At 62.3% G+C, this 15676-nt stretch carries 14 protein-coding genes and 1 pseudogene; 9 read left to right on the top strand and 6 right to left on the bottom strand.

What is annotated here, in order from left to right; translation table 11 throughout:
* The first annotated feature begins 8 nt into the window (after window positions 1-8).
* Window positions 9-749 (top strand): sugar phosphate isomerase/epimerase family protein, encoded by a 741-nt coding sequence (locus AC1DJB_RS12235; RefSeq protein WP_476910299.1) that lies wholly within the window; start codon window positions 9-11, stop codon window positions 747-749.
* A 38-nt stretch (window positions 750-787) separates the two neighbouring features.
* Window positions 788-1021 (top strand): annotated as a pseudogene (locus tag AC1DJB_RS12230) (Gfo/Idh/MocA family oxidoreductase); the annotation flags it as partial.
* Here AC1DJB_RS12230 and AC1DJB_RS12225 read toward each other — a convergent pair.
* Both AC1DJB_RS12225 and AC1DJB_RS12220 read right to left on the bottom strand, forming a co-directional pair.
* Complete coding sequence (locus AC1DJB_RS12225; protein ID WP_476910298.1) at window positions 932-2449, bottom strand: MFS transporter; 1518 nt, start codon at window positions 2447-2449, stop codon at window positions 932-934. The pseudogene AC1DJB_RS12230 and the gene AC1DJB_RS12225 sit on opposite strands and share 90 nt — an antisense overlap.
* A gap of 655 nt (window positions 2450-3104) precedes the next feature.
* Window positions 3105-3791 (bottom strand): TetR/AcrR family transcriptional regulator, encoded by a 687-nt coding sequence (locus AC1DJB_RS12220; protein WP_476910297.1) that lies wholly within the window; start codon window positions 3789-3791, stop codon window positions 3105-3107.
* 813 nt (window positions 3792-4604) lie between these two features.
* Between AC1DJB_RS12220 and AC1DJB_RS12215 the strand changes: the two genes are divergently transcribed.
* Entirely contained in the window at window positions 4605-5426 is an 822-nt protein-coding gene (locus AC1DJB_RS12215) for a ComEC/Rec2 family competence protein (RefSeq protein WP_476910296.1), read from the top strand.
* A gap of 47 nt (window positions 5427-5473) precedes the next feature.
* Entirely contained in the window at window positions 5474-6490 is a 1017-nt protein-coding gene (gene holA, locus AC1DJB_RS12210; RefSeq protein WP_306959812.1) for a DNA polymerase III subunit delta, read from the top strand.
* A gap of 193 nt (window positions 6491-6683) precedes the next feature.
* Here holA and rpsT read toward each other — a convergent pair whose 3' ends face one another.
* Together rpsT and AC1DJB_RS12200 are read right to left on the bottom strand one after the other, a co-directional pair.
* Entirely contained in the window at window positions 6684-6944 is a 261-nt protein-coding gene (gene rpsT / locus AC1DJB_RS12205; protein ID WP_028267110.1) for a 30S ribosomal protein S20, read from the bottom strand.
* A gap of 171 nt (window positions 6945-7115) precedes the next feature.
* Window positions 7116-7667 (bottom strand): type II toxin-antitoxin system PemK/MazF family toxin, encoded by a 552-nt coding sequence (locus AC1DJB_RS12200; RefSeq protein WP_476910295.1) that lies wholly within the window; start codon window positions 7665-7667, stop codon window positions 7116-7118.
* Window positions 7668-7902: 235 nt separating this feature from the next.
* On the opposite strand from AC1DJB_RS12200, the gene lepA reads away from it, so the two are divergent.
* A complete protein-coding gene (gene lepA, locus AC1DJB_RS12195; protein WP_284988999.1) occupies window positions 7903-9756 on the top strand; it encodes a translation elongation factor 4 in 1854 nt (617 codons plus the stop codon).
* A 63-nt stretch (window positions 9757-9819) separates the two neighbouring features.
* A complete protein-coding gene (hemW, locus tag AC1DJB_RS12190; protein ID WP_307053467.1) occupies window positions 9820-11049 on the top strand; it encodes a radical SAM family heme chaperone HemW in 1230 nt (409 codons plus the stop codon).
* Between the two features lie 57 nt (window positions 11050-11106).
* On the opposite strand, the gene AC1DJB_RS12185 is transcribed toward hemW, so the two are convergent.
* A complete protein-coding gene (locus tag AC1DJB_RS12185; RefSeq protein ID WP_059390016.1) occupies window positions 11107-11520 on the bottom strand; it encodes a DUF4870 domain-containing protein in 414 nt (137 codons plus the stop codon).
* Window positions 11521-11623: 103 nt separating this feature from the next.
* Window positions 11624-12481 carry a DUF3097 family protein gene (locus AC1DJB_RS12180; protein WP_441438132.1) on the bottom strand — a complete coding sequence of 286 codons (858 nt, stop codon included), beginning with the start codon at window positions 12479-12481 and terminating at the stop codon, window positions 11624-11626.
* Between the two features lie 180 nt (window positions 12482-12661).
* Here AC1DJB_RS12180 and hrcA point away from each other — a divergent pair, with 180 nt between their 5' ends.
* From hrcA to AC1DJB_RS12165, 3 genes are all read left to right on the top strand, one after another.
* A complete protein-coding gene (gene hrcA, locus AC1DJB_RS12175) occupies window positions 12662-13675 on the top strand; it encodes a heat-inducible transcriptional repressor HrcA (protein ID WP_441438133.1) in 1014 nt (337 codons plus the stop codon).
* Between the two features lie 67 nt (window positions 13676-13742).
* Window positions 13743-14873 (top strand): molecular chaperone DnaJ, encoded by a 1131-nt coding sequence (gene dnaJ / locus AC1DJB_RS12170; RefSeq protein ID WP_059390014.1) that lies wholly within the window; start codon window positions 13743-13745, stop codon window positions 14871-14873.
* A 2-nt stretch (window positions 14874-14875) separates the two neighbouring features.
* Entirely contained in the window at window positions 14876-15652 is a 777-nt protein-coding gene (locus tag AC1DJB_RS12165; protein ID WP_441438134.1) for a 16S rRNA (uracil(1498)-N(3))-methyltransferase, read from the top strand.
* Window positions 15653-15676: the final 24 nt, after the last annotated feature.

Raw genomic sequence — 15676 nt, 5'->3', positions numbered from 1 at the left:
AGGAAACTATGACCCGTCCCGTCCACGCGGTACAGCTTTATACGCTGCGAAGCAGTCTCAAAGAAGATCTCGGCGGCACCCTGAAACGCGTTGCAGAGATAGGCTACGAAGCCGTCGAGCTGTACCGGATTGAGGAATACTTTGACGCATACAAATCAGCGTTGGAGAAGACTGGGCTGAGGGCAGTCAGTGCCCATGCCAGCCTGATCGAAGGCGAGGCCCGGGCTGCCATCCAAGCCGCGGTTGGCTTGGGTGTCAGAACGCTCATCGAGCCTCGTATCGCGGCCTCCCGGTGGACAAGTCGGGCAGACATTGAAGACGCAGCCGCTCAACTGAGTGCTGTGGCCGACCAAGCGCGGCAATCCGGCGTCACTGTCGGATACCACAACCATCACGAAGAGTTCGCCGTAGACATCGACGGCACCACGGGACTCGAGATTTTTGCGAATGCCGTGTCCGAAGACGTCGTCCTCGAGGTAGACACCTTCTGGGCAGAAGTCGGCGGCGTTTCGGCGCCGGCACTCCTGAGCAGACTCGGTGACCGGGTCAAGTTTCTCCATGTCAAGGATGGCCTCTACTCAACGAATCTGACGTCGCAAACTGCTCTGGGTGAGGGACAGATGCCCTTGGCTGCCATTCTTGCTGCGGCTCCTAACGCGGCCCGCATTGCAGAACTCGACGACTTTGCCGGTGACATGTTCACGGCCGTAGAAGAGAGCTTCAAGTTCCTCTCGGAGGTGGACCGTTGAGCACCGGACGGGCGGGCGTAGGAATCATTGGCGCCGGAATGATCAGTGGCATGTATCTGGACAACATGAGACAGTTTCCAGACCTTGAACTGAAAGCCATCGCCGATCTGGACCTGGGCCGGGCCGCAGAGAAGGCGCAAGCGTACGGAATGCGCGCGCAATCGGTGGAGGATCTCCTGAGTTCAGATGACATCGAAATCGTCATCAACCTGACAATTCCCGCCGTCCACTTCGAAGTGTCCATGCAGATTCTGGCCAGCGGCAAGCACGTCTGGAGCGAGAAGCCCATAACCCTCAGCCGGGAGGACGCCGCCACACTGCTGCAGGAGGCATTTGATGACTGCTTCGAGCGAAGGATCGACGTCCTTGACGTTGCCGCCGCCATCTCGCGTAGGCCTGGCCTGCGAGCGGTGTGCCGCGATAACCCCGACGGCTGCAAAAACTTGGGCAACAACAATCACGATGAACGGCAGGACGGTTGAGTTGTTGGCTATTTCCTTAAACCAACCGAATGAGTATGGGCCCAGAAAGCCGCCGACGTTGTTCACACTGTTGATCAGCGCGATGCCGCCCGCAGCGGCTGCGCCGGTGAGGTACGAAGTCGGCATCGTCCAGAATTGTGGCTGGGCTGCGAGTGCACCGCTCAGGGCTACGGAAATCATGGCTATCTGCATCACGATGTTTCCGTTGAAGACCAACACCGCCGCAAAGCCGAGCACAGAGATGAGTAGCGGAATCAGGATGTTGCGGAGGCTACCCGGTCTGCGGCTTGCCCACCGCCCTGTCAGATAGATGCCGGCTGCGGCGCATACGAAGGGAACCGCCGAGACAAGCCCGACCTGCAGCGGGCCCACCCCTTTCGTCGCGTCGGACACGATGCTGGGCATCCAATACACCAGCGCCGTGGCACCAAAGCCCAGGAATAGGTAGGTCACGGAGTAGAGCCAGACTTTTCTGTCTACAAGTGACTGGCGGAAGGAGTGTGGGGCTGTAGAGTCGCTTGCCTTGTGGGGTGACAAAGCCTCGTTCAACCAGCGCTGCTCGTCCGAAGAAAGCCACTTGGCGTCGGCCGGGCGGTCCGCAAGTCGCCGAAGGATGATCGGGGCCACGATAACGGCGGCAAAACCTTCGATAAGGAAGACCCACCTCCAGCCTTCCAACCCGATGAGGTCATGAGTCGCTTCGAGCAACCATCCGGTCAGAGGGCTCCCGAGCGCCATTGCGATGGGCACGGAGAGGTAAAAAGCGCTGAGGGCACGGGCTCTGTACTGGCGAGGGAACCACTGTGCCAAATAAAGAAAGACGGCCGGTGCCATGCCGGCCTCGGCAATGCCCAGCACCACCCTCATGACATACAGGTGTTCTGGAATTTGAATCAGGGATCCTGCCATCACGACGACACCCCAAGATGCCATGATTCGTGCAATCCAGCGTCTTGGGCCGAATTTGTGGGCCAGTTTATTACTTGGGATCTCGAAAAAGATCAAACCGATGAAGATGAGACCGCTCGCCAAGCCGAAGGCGACGTCAGTTAGGCCGATGTCGACAGACATCTCCTGCTTGACCATGCCAATGTTGACACGGTCGATGTAGGCCACAAAGTAGCCCAGGATGAGAACGGGTATGAGACGTAACGTGATCTTGCGGATCACTGCGCGTTCGACGTCGGCGGCGCTGCCGGAGACGACTGGTTTAGCCATAGGTGTTATCCAAAGGGGGGTGGGCTGGGCCCTAAGGCCTTCAGCATTTTCGGAACAAGAATTATTGAGAACTAGAGCCCAAATGGGAATAAGTTACCGATCCCGAGTGTGGCATGCGCCACTGGGCGACGTCAATATGTCGGTCCCATCGCGGGTAGCACCGCGGGCCAGGTTTAGGCGGTCGCTGCTGCCACCGCACGGATCAAGATGGGCCGCCCAAAGCCAGCACCGCGGGCCAGTAGCGAAAGCATTGTCAATTGCTAAGCTATTCCTAATTGGGTGATAGACGGTCACAAGTGCGTAGTTCACATCTCACTTCTTTCAAGAAAAACCCGGGGGATATAGCAAGGGACGGCCTGCGGATCGGAGGCAGTTGGATGACGGCAACCGATCGAGCTGTGCGCCCGAAAGCTAAAATTTCTCAGTTTGAAGGGCTAACAGGCGCGTAGCGATACCCGACGAAACAAGCAGCAGCTGCTTCGGAGCTGTCGCCCAACAGGTCAGGGAGAACCCCGAGCCGCTATCCCTGCAGAGCGTTGCAACCAGGGCGGAAGTGGCGGTTACGAGTACCTACCGCTACTTCTATTTGGATGAGCTTCTCTCCGCGTACCTCATCCAGATCATTGAGGAGCTGGAGGAATTCTCGAGAGCCTGTCTACTGTCCGGATCGAGCTGGGGCCACCGGCCTCGGCATGCAGACAAAGTCAGCCTTCCCGGTGTTGTCTCGAGATGTTGGTGTGGCTTCGGTGCTGGTCACGTCCCCAACTACAGATGACCCAGTCCAGCCAACAAGTGCTCCCCGCAGTGCTGCGAGGAGCCGGCTAGTGGTCTGCTGCTGGCTGAAGCCTGCGGTGTCAACGAGATCTACAATTTCGCGGGGATCAAAGAACAGATTCCACAGGAACATTGCTTCTTCACCCGAGGCTTCAATATCGAGTTCCGTGCATGCCTCACTCAGTGGTCGCGCCAACGCCTCTGCCTGGACCGTGAGATAGAAGGTCGCCTGACGAAGGCGTGCGATGTACCCCTCGCCCGAACGGGAGTAGGGCATGCCTCGGCCGTGTTTGAGGACAAGTGCGACCCACTGCGCGCTGACAGCTTCGAGAAGTGTAAGACCGCTGGAGGTCTGTTCAAGGCTGTAGACCAGCAGCTTGTGCCCCACGCTGTAGTTGAATTCGGCAAGCACGTCATCAACTGACGCAAAATGCCGGTAGGCCGTCGCTGTAGATATGTTGGCATGCTTTGCGATATCCGCCATGTTGATGGGCCCGCGTTTGGACGCAAAAAGTGCGCCCGCGGCTTCCACCAGTTCCCTCCGGTTACGCTTGGTGTCACTCCGCATTGGACGGACCCCTTTTGTCGGCAATGTCTGCCCAAATGAACGGGCCAGGATGGAACAACGCGAATCCGTCTGGGTTGCATGTCCTCCCGTGCGCCGGCCCGTCAGGGTTGGACGTGATTACTTCGCCCTCCCCTCTCCCGAGGGCCAGGATGCTGCGAGGCGTTTCGCTACTCACCTTGCGGGGCCTTCCTGATAATTGGAGTGGATACGGACCGGCAGATCCGCCGCCTCCTGCGGTCTTTGACGGACGCTTCGAGTGGCGTGTGCTTTGCCACGGTTGCTTCCAGCTCACTCGGCAGAATACAGGGTCAGGCTCGGCGTCCGGCAAAGGGGCCTGTCCCAACTCGGACAGGCCCCTTTATGTCAGCGTCAAGTTATGCCATTGAATGCCGCAGACCCCTGAGGATCGTTTTGACCGACCACGCTCCGGCCTTTGCGAGACGATGCTCTTCTTGTCAGGTTGGTCGTTTCGCCCACTGAATCCGCGTTCTATATCTCAACGGCTGGGTACTTTCTTCGGCTCTACTCGGGCCATCTGGCCATCTTGTGGACATAGACGAGACTCGGCCGCCGGGTTCGCGCCCGCGGCAGGGCCTCATCAGGGCAGGGCTCTGGAGCCAAATAGGACCCACCTCCTGCTTCAACGTAGGTCAGTCGATTCCTATAGAATGGGGTCCGCAAAGTACTGATCGCCGTCCGCTCACGAACGGAAGATGGGTTTGATTGTCACGCCAGTTCCATCAATGGATAGCACGAAGACGCCGTTGACCAGCGAAAACGCTGCTCCAAGGAGACCCACCTCCTAACTCAACAATGAGCGGCGCAAATTGCAGCCTCATTCTTGGCGGCCTGGTGCTACTGGCAAGGAGCTTTAGGCTTGCCAGGGGAGTCGCGGCAATCGTGGCCCTTGGTGGCCTGGCGGCCTTTGTCATGATGGTGGGGCCGGACGCAAGCGTCCTGAGGGCAGCGGTCATGGGTGCTATCGGCCTCACAGCGCTAAGTAGCGGCCGGCAGGGCAGGAGCCTGGGCTTTCTGTGCCTCGCGGTCACTGGGCTGCTCACCCTGGATCCCTCACTTGGTACGAGTGTGGGGTTCCTCTTGTCCGTCCTCGCTACCCTGGGAATTGTCCTGTTGGCACGGCCTATCGCTTCCTGGGCTCCGTCTTGGGTACCTTCCTGGCTAGCGTCCGCCGTCGCTGTCCCCTTGGCGGCGCAGCTTCTGTGCAGCCCGGTCATCGTAGCCTTGCAACCGCAGTTCTCCAGCTACTCATTGCTGACGAATATCGCAGTTGCTCCGTTTGTCGCACCCGTGACGATCCTGGGAACCATTGCTGTCCCCCTTGTCCCGCTGCTTCCCTGGCTTGCAATTGTTCCGATAGCCGTTGCCGGGGCCAGCGCGGGAATGGTGGCGGCAATCGCCAGGTTCTTCGCCGGGCTTCCCGGAGCGTCCTTGCCGTGGCCGGAAGGTCCCGCTGGAATCGCCACCATGAGTCTCTGGTCTGTTGGGACAGTCCTGCTTGTGTGGCTGGTCTTGCATCCGACGCGGGTGGTCTCCGCCGTACTGTGGTTGCACGGCCGCTTGGTGCTCCTCATAGCCGCAGGGGAGTCGTCTCTTCGTCGCCGATGGACCCGCTGAACGTGGGAGACTGGAATTCTGCAAAACCCTTCTGGAAGGAAGCAACATTGGCTGCTGCCCAGGTCTCCAAGGCTAAAACTTCCGCGGCGAACACCGCCAGCTGGCGGGACGTTACCCCATCCGCGGTAGTGCTCATCACCGGCCCTGAGGAATACCTCGGAATCCGGGCCATGGATCGGATCCGATCGCAAGTGCGTGCCGCAGCGCCGGAAGTGGAAAACAGCAAGCTCAATGCCGGAAGCTACGAGTCCGGTTCCCTCGCAATGGCGGTCACGCCGTCACTGTTCGATGAGGCAAAACTCATCGAGATCGAGGGCCTCGAGTCCATGACCGATGCCTTCCTTGCCGATGCCTTGAAATACGTAGCCCACCCGGAGAACGACGTCGTGTTGGTCCTTCGCCACGGTGGCGGGGTGCGCGGAAAGAAACTCCTGGACGCCATCAAGTCCTCCGGATGGCCGGTGGTGGACTGCCAACCCTTGAAAAAGGACGCCGAGAAAACAGCATTCGTCGTCTCGGAATTCAAGGCAGGCGGCCGCCGCATCGAAGCGGAAGCCGTCCAAGCCCTCGTCAATGCAGTCGGAGCCAGCCTCTCCGAACTCGCTGCGGCATGCAACCAGCTCATCGCGGACGCCACCACCACGGTGGACGCAGCCACCGTCGAACGCTACTACGGTGGCCGCGTGGAAGCCACGGCATTCAAGGTTGCTGACGCCGCCATGGCCGGCAACGGGCCGCAAGCGCTGTCCAGCCTCAGGCATGCCCTCGCCACCGGGGTTGACCCGGTGCCACTGGTAGCCGCCCTCGCCGCGAAGCTCCGCACCCTGGCCAAGGTAGCCGGCGCCCAGGGATCGTCGGCACAGATCGCCAAGCAGCTTGGCATGCAGCCATGGCTCGTGGAACAGGCCCAACGCGACGTTCGCCGTTGGACTCCCGAAGGCCTGATCCGTTCCATCCAGGTCACGGCTGAAGCGGACGCCCAAGTGAAGGGCCTCTCGCGGGATCCTGTGTACGCGGTGGAGCACGCTGTCACCGTCATTGCCACCTCGGCCCGCGGACGCTAGGTCCGCGCGACACCCAGACTGTCGGGCGCTACGCGCAATGCTTGGCGACGCCCGAATACCTGGGTCGATAGGCATTTTCCGCGTCGTCAGTAAGCCCCGCCCGTCCGCCGGCGTGCCTCGAATCTTAAAGACGCGAGGCCGGCACCCAAATGGGTGCCGGCCTCACGTTCAGCTCAGTCGAACTGGATAAACCTTAGAGTGCGTTGACCTTTTTGGAGATCGCCGACTTGCGGTTTGCAGCGTTGTTCTTGTGAATAACGCCCTTGCTGACAGCCTTATCCAGCTTACGGCTAGCAGCAACAAGAGCCTTTGCAGCGGCATCCTTGTCCGTGGACTCAACGGCGGTGGCAACGGCGCGGATGGCCGTCTTCAGCTCAGACTTGACGGCGTTGTTACGCAGGCGAGCCTTCTCGTTGGTGAGGATGCGCTTCTTCTGGGACTTGATATTAGCCACGTGTGTGAACTCTCTTTTTAATGCGGAAAATGGTCTAGAGGGTTTTCAGGTTGGCCATCGACTGAGCGGCGTGGGGATGCCTATGGCAGCCAACCATGAGTGGCCGTCGACCTGCACGGACACACAGCCATAAATATTATCAGACTCGGCCCTTTTCCGGGGATTTCGGGTCTACGCCGAATCGTGTTGCCCGTTGAGCCGACGCGCCACAACTTGGAAAGCGCGCTTGTCGAGGACAGCACCCTCGCGCCGGACGTCCGCCGGATTGATGCGAACCACCCGGTCTACCTTGACCTCGCTGGGCCGGCCTTGGGGGTCCCAGGAACCAGTTCCGATGTCGACGTAGTCATCTGAACGGCGGCCGTTGTCGTGGTCTTTGCTGGTCAGCATCAGCCCGAGCAGCCACGCCCCGTCGTGACCGATCAACAGGACCGGGCGATCCTTGCCTTGGGAATAATCCTCTTCGTACGGAACCCAGGACCACACGATCTCTCCGGGGTCCGGTTTGCCGTCCGGATCGGGGGAGTACCGCGGAGCCACGGCGCCGCGGAAGTCGCCCGGGTAGGGGCGGGAGAGCTGCCCGACGCCGGTGCTTGCGCTCCGGGCTTGGCCCGCCTTCGCCGGGGCCCCGGCCTTCGGGGACCGGTGAGGGGGTGTGCCAGCCGGGGATCCGATGATCCGTCGGAGGTAGCCCAGGGAGCCTCTGAGTAGTCTGCCAAGCAAATGTGTATCGGGTGCAATGGAACTACCGTACTTTCCCTTGCCGTGCCGGGTCGCACAAAACGCCTCGCACACAAGTCGTGCACATACGTCTCCCACATTGCGACGGCGCCCGATCACAGTGCACAAGCCGCGTCATGTTCATGGGAGACTATTAGTTCAGATATGCGGCTTCGGCCGGAATGGTCCAGACCAGTCCGGAGTCCGGCCGTGTGAGTATCGACAGTAAGGACCCTGCGTGTCTCCCATGGCCCGCACCGCACCGGTGCCCGCCGCGACAGATCCGGCCATCATCCGGAACTTCTGCATCATCGCCCACATCGACCACGGTAAATCCACCCTGGCCGACCGCATGTTGCAGTACACCGGCGTCGTTAAGTCCCGCGACATGAAGGCCCAGTATCTGGACCGCATGGATATCGAACGCGAACGTGGCATCACCATCAAGTCCCAGGCTGTGCGCATGCCTTGGGAACTCGACGGCACCAGCTACGCCCTGAACATGATCGATACCCCCGGCCACGTTGACTTCACCTATGAGGTTTCCCGTTCCCTTGCGGCCTGTGAAGGCGCGGTCCTCTTGGTGGATGCCGCCCAGGGCATCGAGGCCCAGACCTTGGCCAACCTCTACCTGGCGATGGAAAACAACCTCACCATCATTCCGGTGCTCAACAAGATCGACCTCCCGGCCGCCCAGCCCGAAAAGTATGCCGCGGAACTCGCCAACCTGATCGGCGGCGATCCCGAGGACGTGCTGCGCGTGTCCGGCAAGACCGGCGTCGGCGTGGAGGCCCTCCTGGACAAGATCGTCCGCGATCTTCCAGCCCCTGTCGGCGACCCGGACGCTCCGGCCCGCGCCATGATCTTCGACTCCGTGTATGACACCTACCGCGGTGTGGTCACCTACGTCCGTGTCGTGGACGGCATGCTGCACCCACGCGAGCGGATCCAGATGATGTCCACCCGCGCCACCCACGAGCTCCTGGAAATCGGTGTCAGCTCTCCGGAACCCACTCCCTCCAAAGGGCTGGGCGTCGGCGAGGTAGGCTACCTGATCACCGGCGTGAAGGACGTCCGCCAGTCGAAGGTCGGCGACACCGTGACCAACCTGGCCAAGCCCGCTTCGGAATCCCTGGCCGGTTACGCCGATGCCAAGCCCATGGTCTTCTCCGGCTTGTACCCCTTGGACGGCACGGACTATCCCGTTCTGCGGGATGCCCTCGAGAAGCTGATGCTCAACGACGCCGCGCTCGTCTACGAGCCGGAGACGTCCGCCGCCCTGGGCTTCGGTTTCCGCGTGGGCTTCCTGGGCCTGCTGCACTTGGAAATCACCCGTGAACGCCTCGAGCGAGAATACAACCTCGACCTCATCTCCACCGCTCCCAACGTTGAGTACGAGGTCACGCTTGAGGACAAACGCGTCCTGCACGTCACCAACCCCAGCGAATACCCCACGGGCAAAATCGCCGAGGTGCGCGAACCAATGGTGTCTGCCACCATCCTGGCTCCCAATGAGTTTGTGGGCGCCATCATGGAGCTGTGCCAGAGCCGCCGCGGGGTCATGGGCGGCATGGACTACCTCTCGGAAGACCGGGTGGAAATCCGGTATCGCCTGCCGCTGGCCGAGATCGTCTTCGACTTCTTCGACATCCTCAAGTCCAAGACCCGCGGCTATGGATCGCTGGACTGGAAGGCCGACGGCGAGCAGGTTGCCGACCTGGTCAAGGTGGACATCATGCTCCAGGGTGAGCAGGTTGACGCTTTCAGCGCTATCACCCACCGGGACAAGGCCTACGCCTACGGCGTCATGATGACAGGCAAGCTGCGCGAGCTCATTCCCCGCCAGCAGTTCGAGGTCCCCATCCAGGCCGCCATCGGCTCCCGGATCATCGCCCGCGAGAGTATCCGCGCCATCCGCAAGGACGTCCTTGCCAAGTGCTACGGCGGTGACATCACCCGTAAGCGCAAACTTCTGGAAAAGCAGAAGGAAGGCAAGAAGCGCATGAAGATGGTGGGCCGCGTGGAAGTTCCACAGGAAGCATTCATCGCAGCGCTGACCACCGACGAATCCAAGGACAAGGCCAAGAAGTAATGCGGCTGTCCGCCCGGAACACTGCGGTACAGGCGGGCACAGAACGGCCCCGGAGGGAGTTCCGTGCCTAGCGTTCTTCCCCTCGGGGATCCTGCACCTGCGGACGGCATCTTGCCTCCGCAGGTGCTCGACGGTGTCGATTCGCGCAAGTTTGGACTGTACGTCCACATACCTTTCTGTGCCGTGCGTTGCGGATACTGCGATTTCAACACCTACACCGCCACTGAGCTTGGCGGCGGCGCCTCCCAGGACGCCTACGCGTCCACTGCCATTTCGGAAGTGGAGTTCGCCGTCCGGGCCATGGAAGCCTCCGGGCTGCCGCAGCGGCCCCTGAGCACGGTGTTCTTCGGCGGCGGCACGCCGACCCTCCTGCCTGCTGAAGATCTCGCACGCATCCTGACGGCCGCCGTCGGGCACTGGGGACTGGAAGCCGGAGCCGAAGTCACCACTGAAGCGAATCCCGACTCCGTGACGCCGGAGTCCCTCCAGCTGCTCGCGGATGCCGGCTTTACGCGGATTTCCTTCGGCATGCAGTCGGCAGTCCCTCACGTGCTCAAGGTCCTGGACCGTACGCACACACCCAGCCGCGTCCCCTTGGTGGTCCAATGGGCGCGCGACGCCGGTCTTGCCGTGAGCCTCGACCTCATCTACGGCACTCCCGGCGAGTCGATGGCTGATTGGCAGATCTCCCTGGAGACTGCCTTGTCCTACAGTCCGGACCACATCAGCGCCTACGCGCTGATTGTGGAAGAAGGCACCAAGCTGGCGGCACAGATCCGGCGCGGCGAGGTTCCCGGGATCGACGACGACGACCACGCCGCGAAGTACGAACTCGCCGATCAGCTGATCAGCGCCGCCGGTCTGGACTGGTACGAGGTCAGCAATTGGTCCCGTACACCCGAACAGGCGTGCAAACACAACCTTGCCTACTGGCGGGGAGACGACTGGTGGGGCATCGGACCCGGTGCGCATTCCCACATGGGCGGCGTCCGCTGGTGGAACGTCAAGCACCCCACCGCCTATGCCAACAGGCTCGGTAGCGGGGCCTCGCCGGCCGCTGGACGGGAAACGCTCGACGCCGGAACCCGGGAAGTGGAACGCATCATGCTGGAGGCGCGCCTCGGCACCGGGCTTCAAGTCGACGCGCTCGACAAGGTGGGCCGCCACGCCGTTGCAGGCCTCATTGCCGACGGCCTGGTTGAACCCGCAGCGGCCTTCCAGGGACGGCTGGTCCTGACCCTCAAGGGCCGGCTACTCGCCGATGCCGTGGTCCGCCGGATCCTTCCGGACTAGCGGCAAGCGTCAGCGCCCGGAGCGGGAGGCTACATAGGCATCCGCCGCGAGGACCGGCTACTTGATCCAGCGCAGGTTGAAGCGGTAGCGGTGCGGCTGACCGTGGTTGACGCGGATTCCGGCCGACACCGAGAAGCAGGTCACTGCGACCCAAATCGCCGTGGCCAAAACCGCGAACAGGTTTCCCACCACCGGGAGCAGGACCAGGATGTTTGCGAGCACGGCGGCAATCGTCGGAGGCAAAGTGAAGTTGAGCGCTTCCTTGGATTCCTGGGCCGTGAACGGGCCACGCTCGCGGAAGATCAGGTAGATCAGGAGCGAAGGCACGCAGCCGAGGATTCCTCCAAAGTGCGCCAGGGTTGCCCACTGCCGGTCTTCCGAGGCGGTCAAGGGCAGCGCGTTGGCAGGAACGCCGTGGTACTGGGACTGGCCCGAGGTGCCGTCCCGATCGTCAGGAGCGTTGTCTGCCACAGTTTCTTCCTTCGAGTGTCTATCGGTGCAGTGTTGCTGTCCCAGAATACTTGCTTGGCACGCAGTCAGCCGACCAACTGCTGTCCCCTACGCAGGTAATTCATCACGGAACGGTCAGGAAATCGATCACTTCCTCCACGCGACCCAGCAGAGACGCCTCCAAATCGGCGTAGCTGTGGACGGCGCCCAGCAGCTTCTGCCAACCCAGTCCGATGTCCTCGGCCGTTTCATGCGGCCAGCCGAACGCCTTCAGGATCCCGGTCTTCCAATCCGTGCCCCGCGCGATGGTCGGCCATTGCTCGATCCCCAACACCTTGGGCCGGATTGCCTGCCAGACGTCCACGTAGGGGTGTCCCACGATCAAGACGTTTCCTGCAGCGCCCGGCAGCGTCATGGCGTCGGCAGCAATCCACGACTCCTTCGAATCCGGGACCAAGTGGTCCACAAGGATCCCGAGACGGCGGCCCGGGCCAGGGGAGAATGCGGCTATTGCCGCCTTGAGATCGTCCACGCCATGCAACGGCTCGACGACGATACCCTCCACCCGGAGATCATCTCCCCACACCTTTTCCACAAGTTCGGCGTCGTGCTTACCTTCCACCCATATCCGGCTCGCCTTGGCGACTTGGGCCCGCTGGCCGGCGACTCGGACGGATCCTGATGCTGTCCTGCCTGCTGGCGCCGCCCCCTTGGCGGCGGCCGGGCGTGGGGCAGGCGGCAGGAGCTTCACGGCTTGTCCCTCTAGCAGGAATCCGAAGCCAAGCCGGAACGACTTGGCTTTTCCCCGCCGATCCTCCAGCACCACAATGTGCATGCCTCCGGACTTCTCCACCCTGGTCACGGCCCCGACCCAGCCGGACTGGACGTCTTCGAGAACCATTCCGCGTTCAACAGGAACCTCAGGCAGTTGCCGTTTGGCAGGCGAGGAGAGGTCTTGCGGGCCCCAATTGTCGTAAGACACGGTCTTCACACCACTTTGCGCTAGGGGATCGGTCACGGTCCGTGGCATTGCGCAGGACCGCGCGGGAATCATGTTCGCCGCGAGCGGTACCAATGCTAACAACGAGGTGGCTCATACTAGACTTGTTAGCACTTGGGCATGTTGAGTGCTAACTGTTGAAATGTTGATTGGAGGTGGGCAGTGAGCGAACCACGCAAGCTTGAAGTGTTACGCGCCATCGTGGAGGACTACGTTCACTCCCGCGAGCCGGTCGGTTCCAAAGCCTTGGTCGAACGGCACCATCTGGGAGTGTCGAGCGCAACCATCCGCAATGACATGGCCCTCTTGGAAGAAGAAGGCCTCATTGCCGCACCGCACACGAGCGCCGGCCGCATTCCCACGGACAAGGGTTATCGCCTGTTCGTCGACCGTATTTCCGAGGTCAAACCACTTTCGGCCGCCGAGCGCCGGGCCATCCACTCCTTGCTTGAGGGACCTGACGACGTCGAGGACATCCTTGAGCGCACCGTCCGGCTCCTCTCGCAACTGACCAACCAGGTCGCCGTCGTGCAGTATCCGCACCTGAGCCGCGCGCGCGTCCGGCACATTGAGTTTGTCCTTTTGGCACCGCGCCAGGTCCTGGTGGTGTTGATCGCCGATTCGGGCAAGGTGGAACAGGGCGTTGTGCACGCAGCGACGGACACCACCGACGACGAACTCATGGCCTTGCGGGCGCGATTCCTTGGAAGCATCGCCGGCTCCCAGCTCGACCTCATGCCGCAAGTGCTGCCATCGGTGGTTGCCCTGTGCCCGCCGGGGCTTCGGAACCTTGCCGGCGCCCTTGCCCACGGCCTGGAAAGGCTTGCCGAGCGGAGCCGCGACGAACGCATGGTCATGGCAGGCACGGCAAACCTGGCCCGCTCCAACGTGGACTTCCCGCTGAGCATCGGTCCGGTCCTCGAAGCGCTTGAGGAACAGGTGGTCATGTTGCGGCTTTTGTCCGACATGGCGGAAGACCCCCGGGGCGTCACGGTGAGCATCGGCCGCGAAAACCCCTACGACGGCCTCTCCGAGGCTTCGGTGGTTGCCACGGGCTACGGTCCGGGCAGCAGTGCCAAGATCGGCATTCTTGGACCCACCCGCATGGACTATCCCAACACCATGGCGGCCGTCCGTGCCGTCGCACGCTACCTTTCCCGCATTCTGGGCGGCTGACGGCCTCGGCTGGAAACCGCCCCGCAAGAAACGCAGTGGAACCGTAAACAAGGAAGAGATACCGACTTTGAGCAGTCACTATGACGTTCTGGGCGTCTCGCCGGAAGCAACCGGCGAGGAGATCAAGAAGGCCTACCGCAAACTCGCACGTAAGCTGCACCCCGATGTGAACCCCGGGGCCGGCGCTGCAGAGGAATTCAAGGCGGTGACCCACGCTTACGAGGTCCTCTCCGACCCACAGAAGCGCCGCGTCTACGACGCCACCGGCAATGAGAACGGGACCGACAACGGTTTCGGCGGCGGCTACGCGGGCCAGGGATTCGCCTTCCAGGACATCTTCGACACCTTCTTCGGCGGAGGAGGTGGCGGCATGCAAGGCCCAGCATCACGCATGCGCCGCGGGCAGGACGCCTTGATCAGTGTCCGCATCGACTTGCGCGAAGCCGTCTTCGGTGTCAACAAAAAGCTCGAAGTGGACACTGCAGTCATCTGTCCCACGTGCGAAGGCTCATGCTGCCGACCGGGCACCCACCCGGAACGCTGCGACATCTGTGGCGGCTCGGGCCAGGTCCAGCGGGCCGTGCGCTCGATCCTCGGCCAGGTCATGACCGCCGCGCCGTGTGGATCGTGCGAAGGTTTCGGCTCGATCATCAAGGATCCTTGCAATGAGTGCAACGGCCAGGGCCGCATCCGTAGCCGCCGTTCGCTGACCGTCAAGGTGCCTGGCGGCGTCGCTACCGGGACCCGCATCCAGCTGTCGTCGCAAGGCGAAGCAGGCCCCGCAGGCGGGCCTCCCGGCGACCTCTACGTGGAGATCCGGGTCAACAGCGATTCCACCTACATCCGGGAAGGCGACGACCTCCACGCCACGCTGAGCGTCCCCATGACCGCCGCGGCACTGGGTACCGAGCTCCAGCTTGAGACTTTCGACGGTCCCCAGGAAATCGACGTCAAGTCCGGCACGCAGTCCGGCGAAGTCATCACCCTGCGCGGGCTGGGCGTCACCCATCTCCGCGGCTACGGCAGGGGAGACCTCAAGGTGCATCTGCACGTTGAGACGCCCGGCAAGCTCGACGCCGCACAGGAAGACCTGCTTCGCCAACTGGCCAAGTTGCGCGGGGAGCAGTTCACCGAAGGCAAGCTTGTGGCCAGTGGAGGTATGTTCGCGAAGCTGCGGGACAAGCTCGGTAACCTGTAGCGGTGAGCAACCCCGTATTCTTCACAGCTGCCGGATCGCTTGACGGGCTCGGCCCTGGCGACTCTTTCATGCTTGACGGCGCCGAAGCCAGGCATGCTGTCACCGTCAAGCGCCTGGAAATCGGCGAAGCCGTCGATATCGCCGACGGTGCCGGCAAACGGCTCACGGGCACGGTGGCCGAATCCGGGCAGGGAACCCTGACGGTCGTTGCCTCCGCCGTCCAGGAGGAACACCAGCCAGCCGTACGGCTCGTGTTGGTCCAGGCCCTCGCGAAGGGCGACCGGGACGAGCTCGCCGTCGAAACGGCTACGGAACTCGGGATCGACGCCGTCGTGCCCTGGCAGGCGGAACGTTCCATCGTGCGCTGGAAGGGTGACCGGGCGGCAAAAGCCCACGCGAAATGGCAATCTGTCGCCACGGCAGCCGCCAAGCAGGCGCGGCGCGCGTGGATTCCCGAGGTGCGTGCCGCCGTCGACGGCTCCGGCCTGGCTGCGGCCGTTGCCGCCGCCGATCTGGCGATCATCCTGCACGAGGACGCGAAACGTCCGCTACGGGAGGTCCTGGAGAAGTGGCACGGCGGGGTTTCCGACGCCGATGCCGGGGCTGGGCGGGAAGTGCTGCTCATTGTCGGCCCGGAGGGCGGCATTTCACCGCGCGAAGTGACGAAGCTCAGCGATGTCGGCGCCGTCACCGCGCTCTTGGGCCACCACGTGCTTCGCTCGTCGACGGCGGGTCCTGCCGCCGTCGTGCTCGCCAGTGACATCCTGGGGCGCTGGTAGCCCGCAGCACGTCCTAGATCAGCG

This window comes from Arthrobacter sp. 01T428 (assembly GCF_056398685.1).
Note: the sequence above shows the minus strand (reverse complement) of the source record. Positions and strands in the feature narration are given on the sequence as shown.

Bases quoted from the DNA above. Each gene is read 5' to 3' on its own strand.
- AC1DJB_RS12225 (WP_476910298.1), bottom strand. From the start codon at position 2,449: ATGGCTAAACCAGTCGTCTCCGGCAGCGCCGCCGACGTCGAACGCGCA.
- AC1DJB_RS12215 (WP_476910296.1), top strand. From the start codon at position 4,605: ATGAGCGGCGCAAATTGCAGCCTCATTCTTGGCGGCCTGGTGCTACTG.
- AC1DJB_RS12220 (WP_476910297.1), bottom strand. From the start codon at position 3,791: ATGCGGAGTGACACCAAGCGTAACCGGAGGGAACTGGTGGAAGCCGCG.
- AC1DJB_RS12235 (WP_476910299.1), top strand. From the start codon at position 9: ATGACCCGTCCCGTCCACGCGGTACAGCTTTATACGCTGCGAAGCAGT.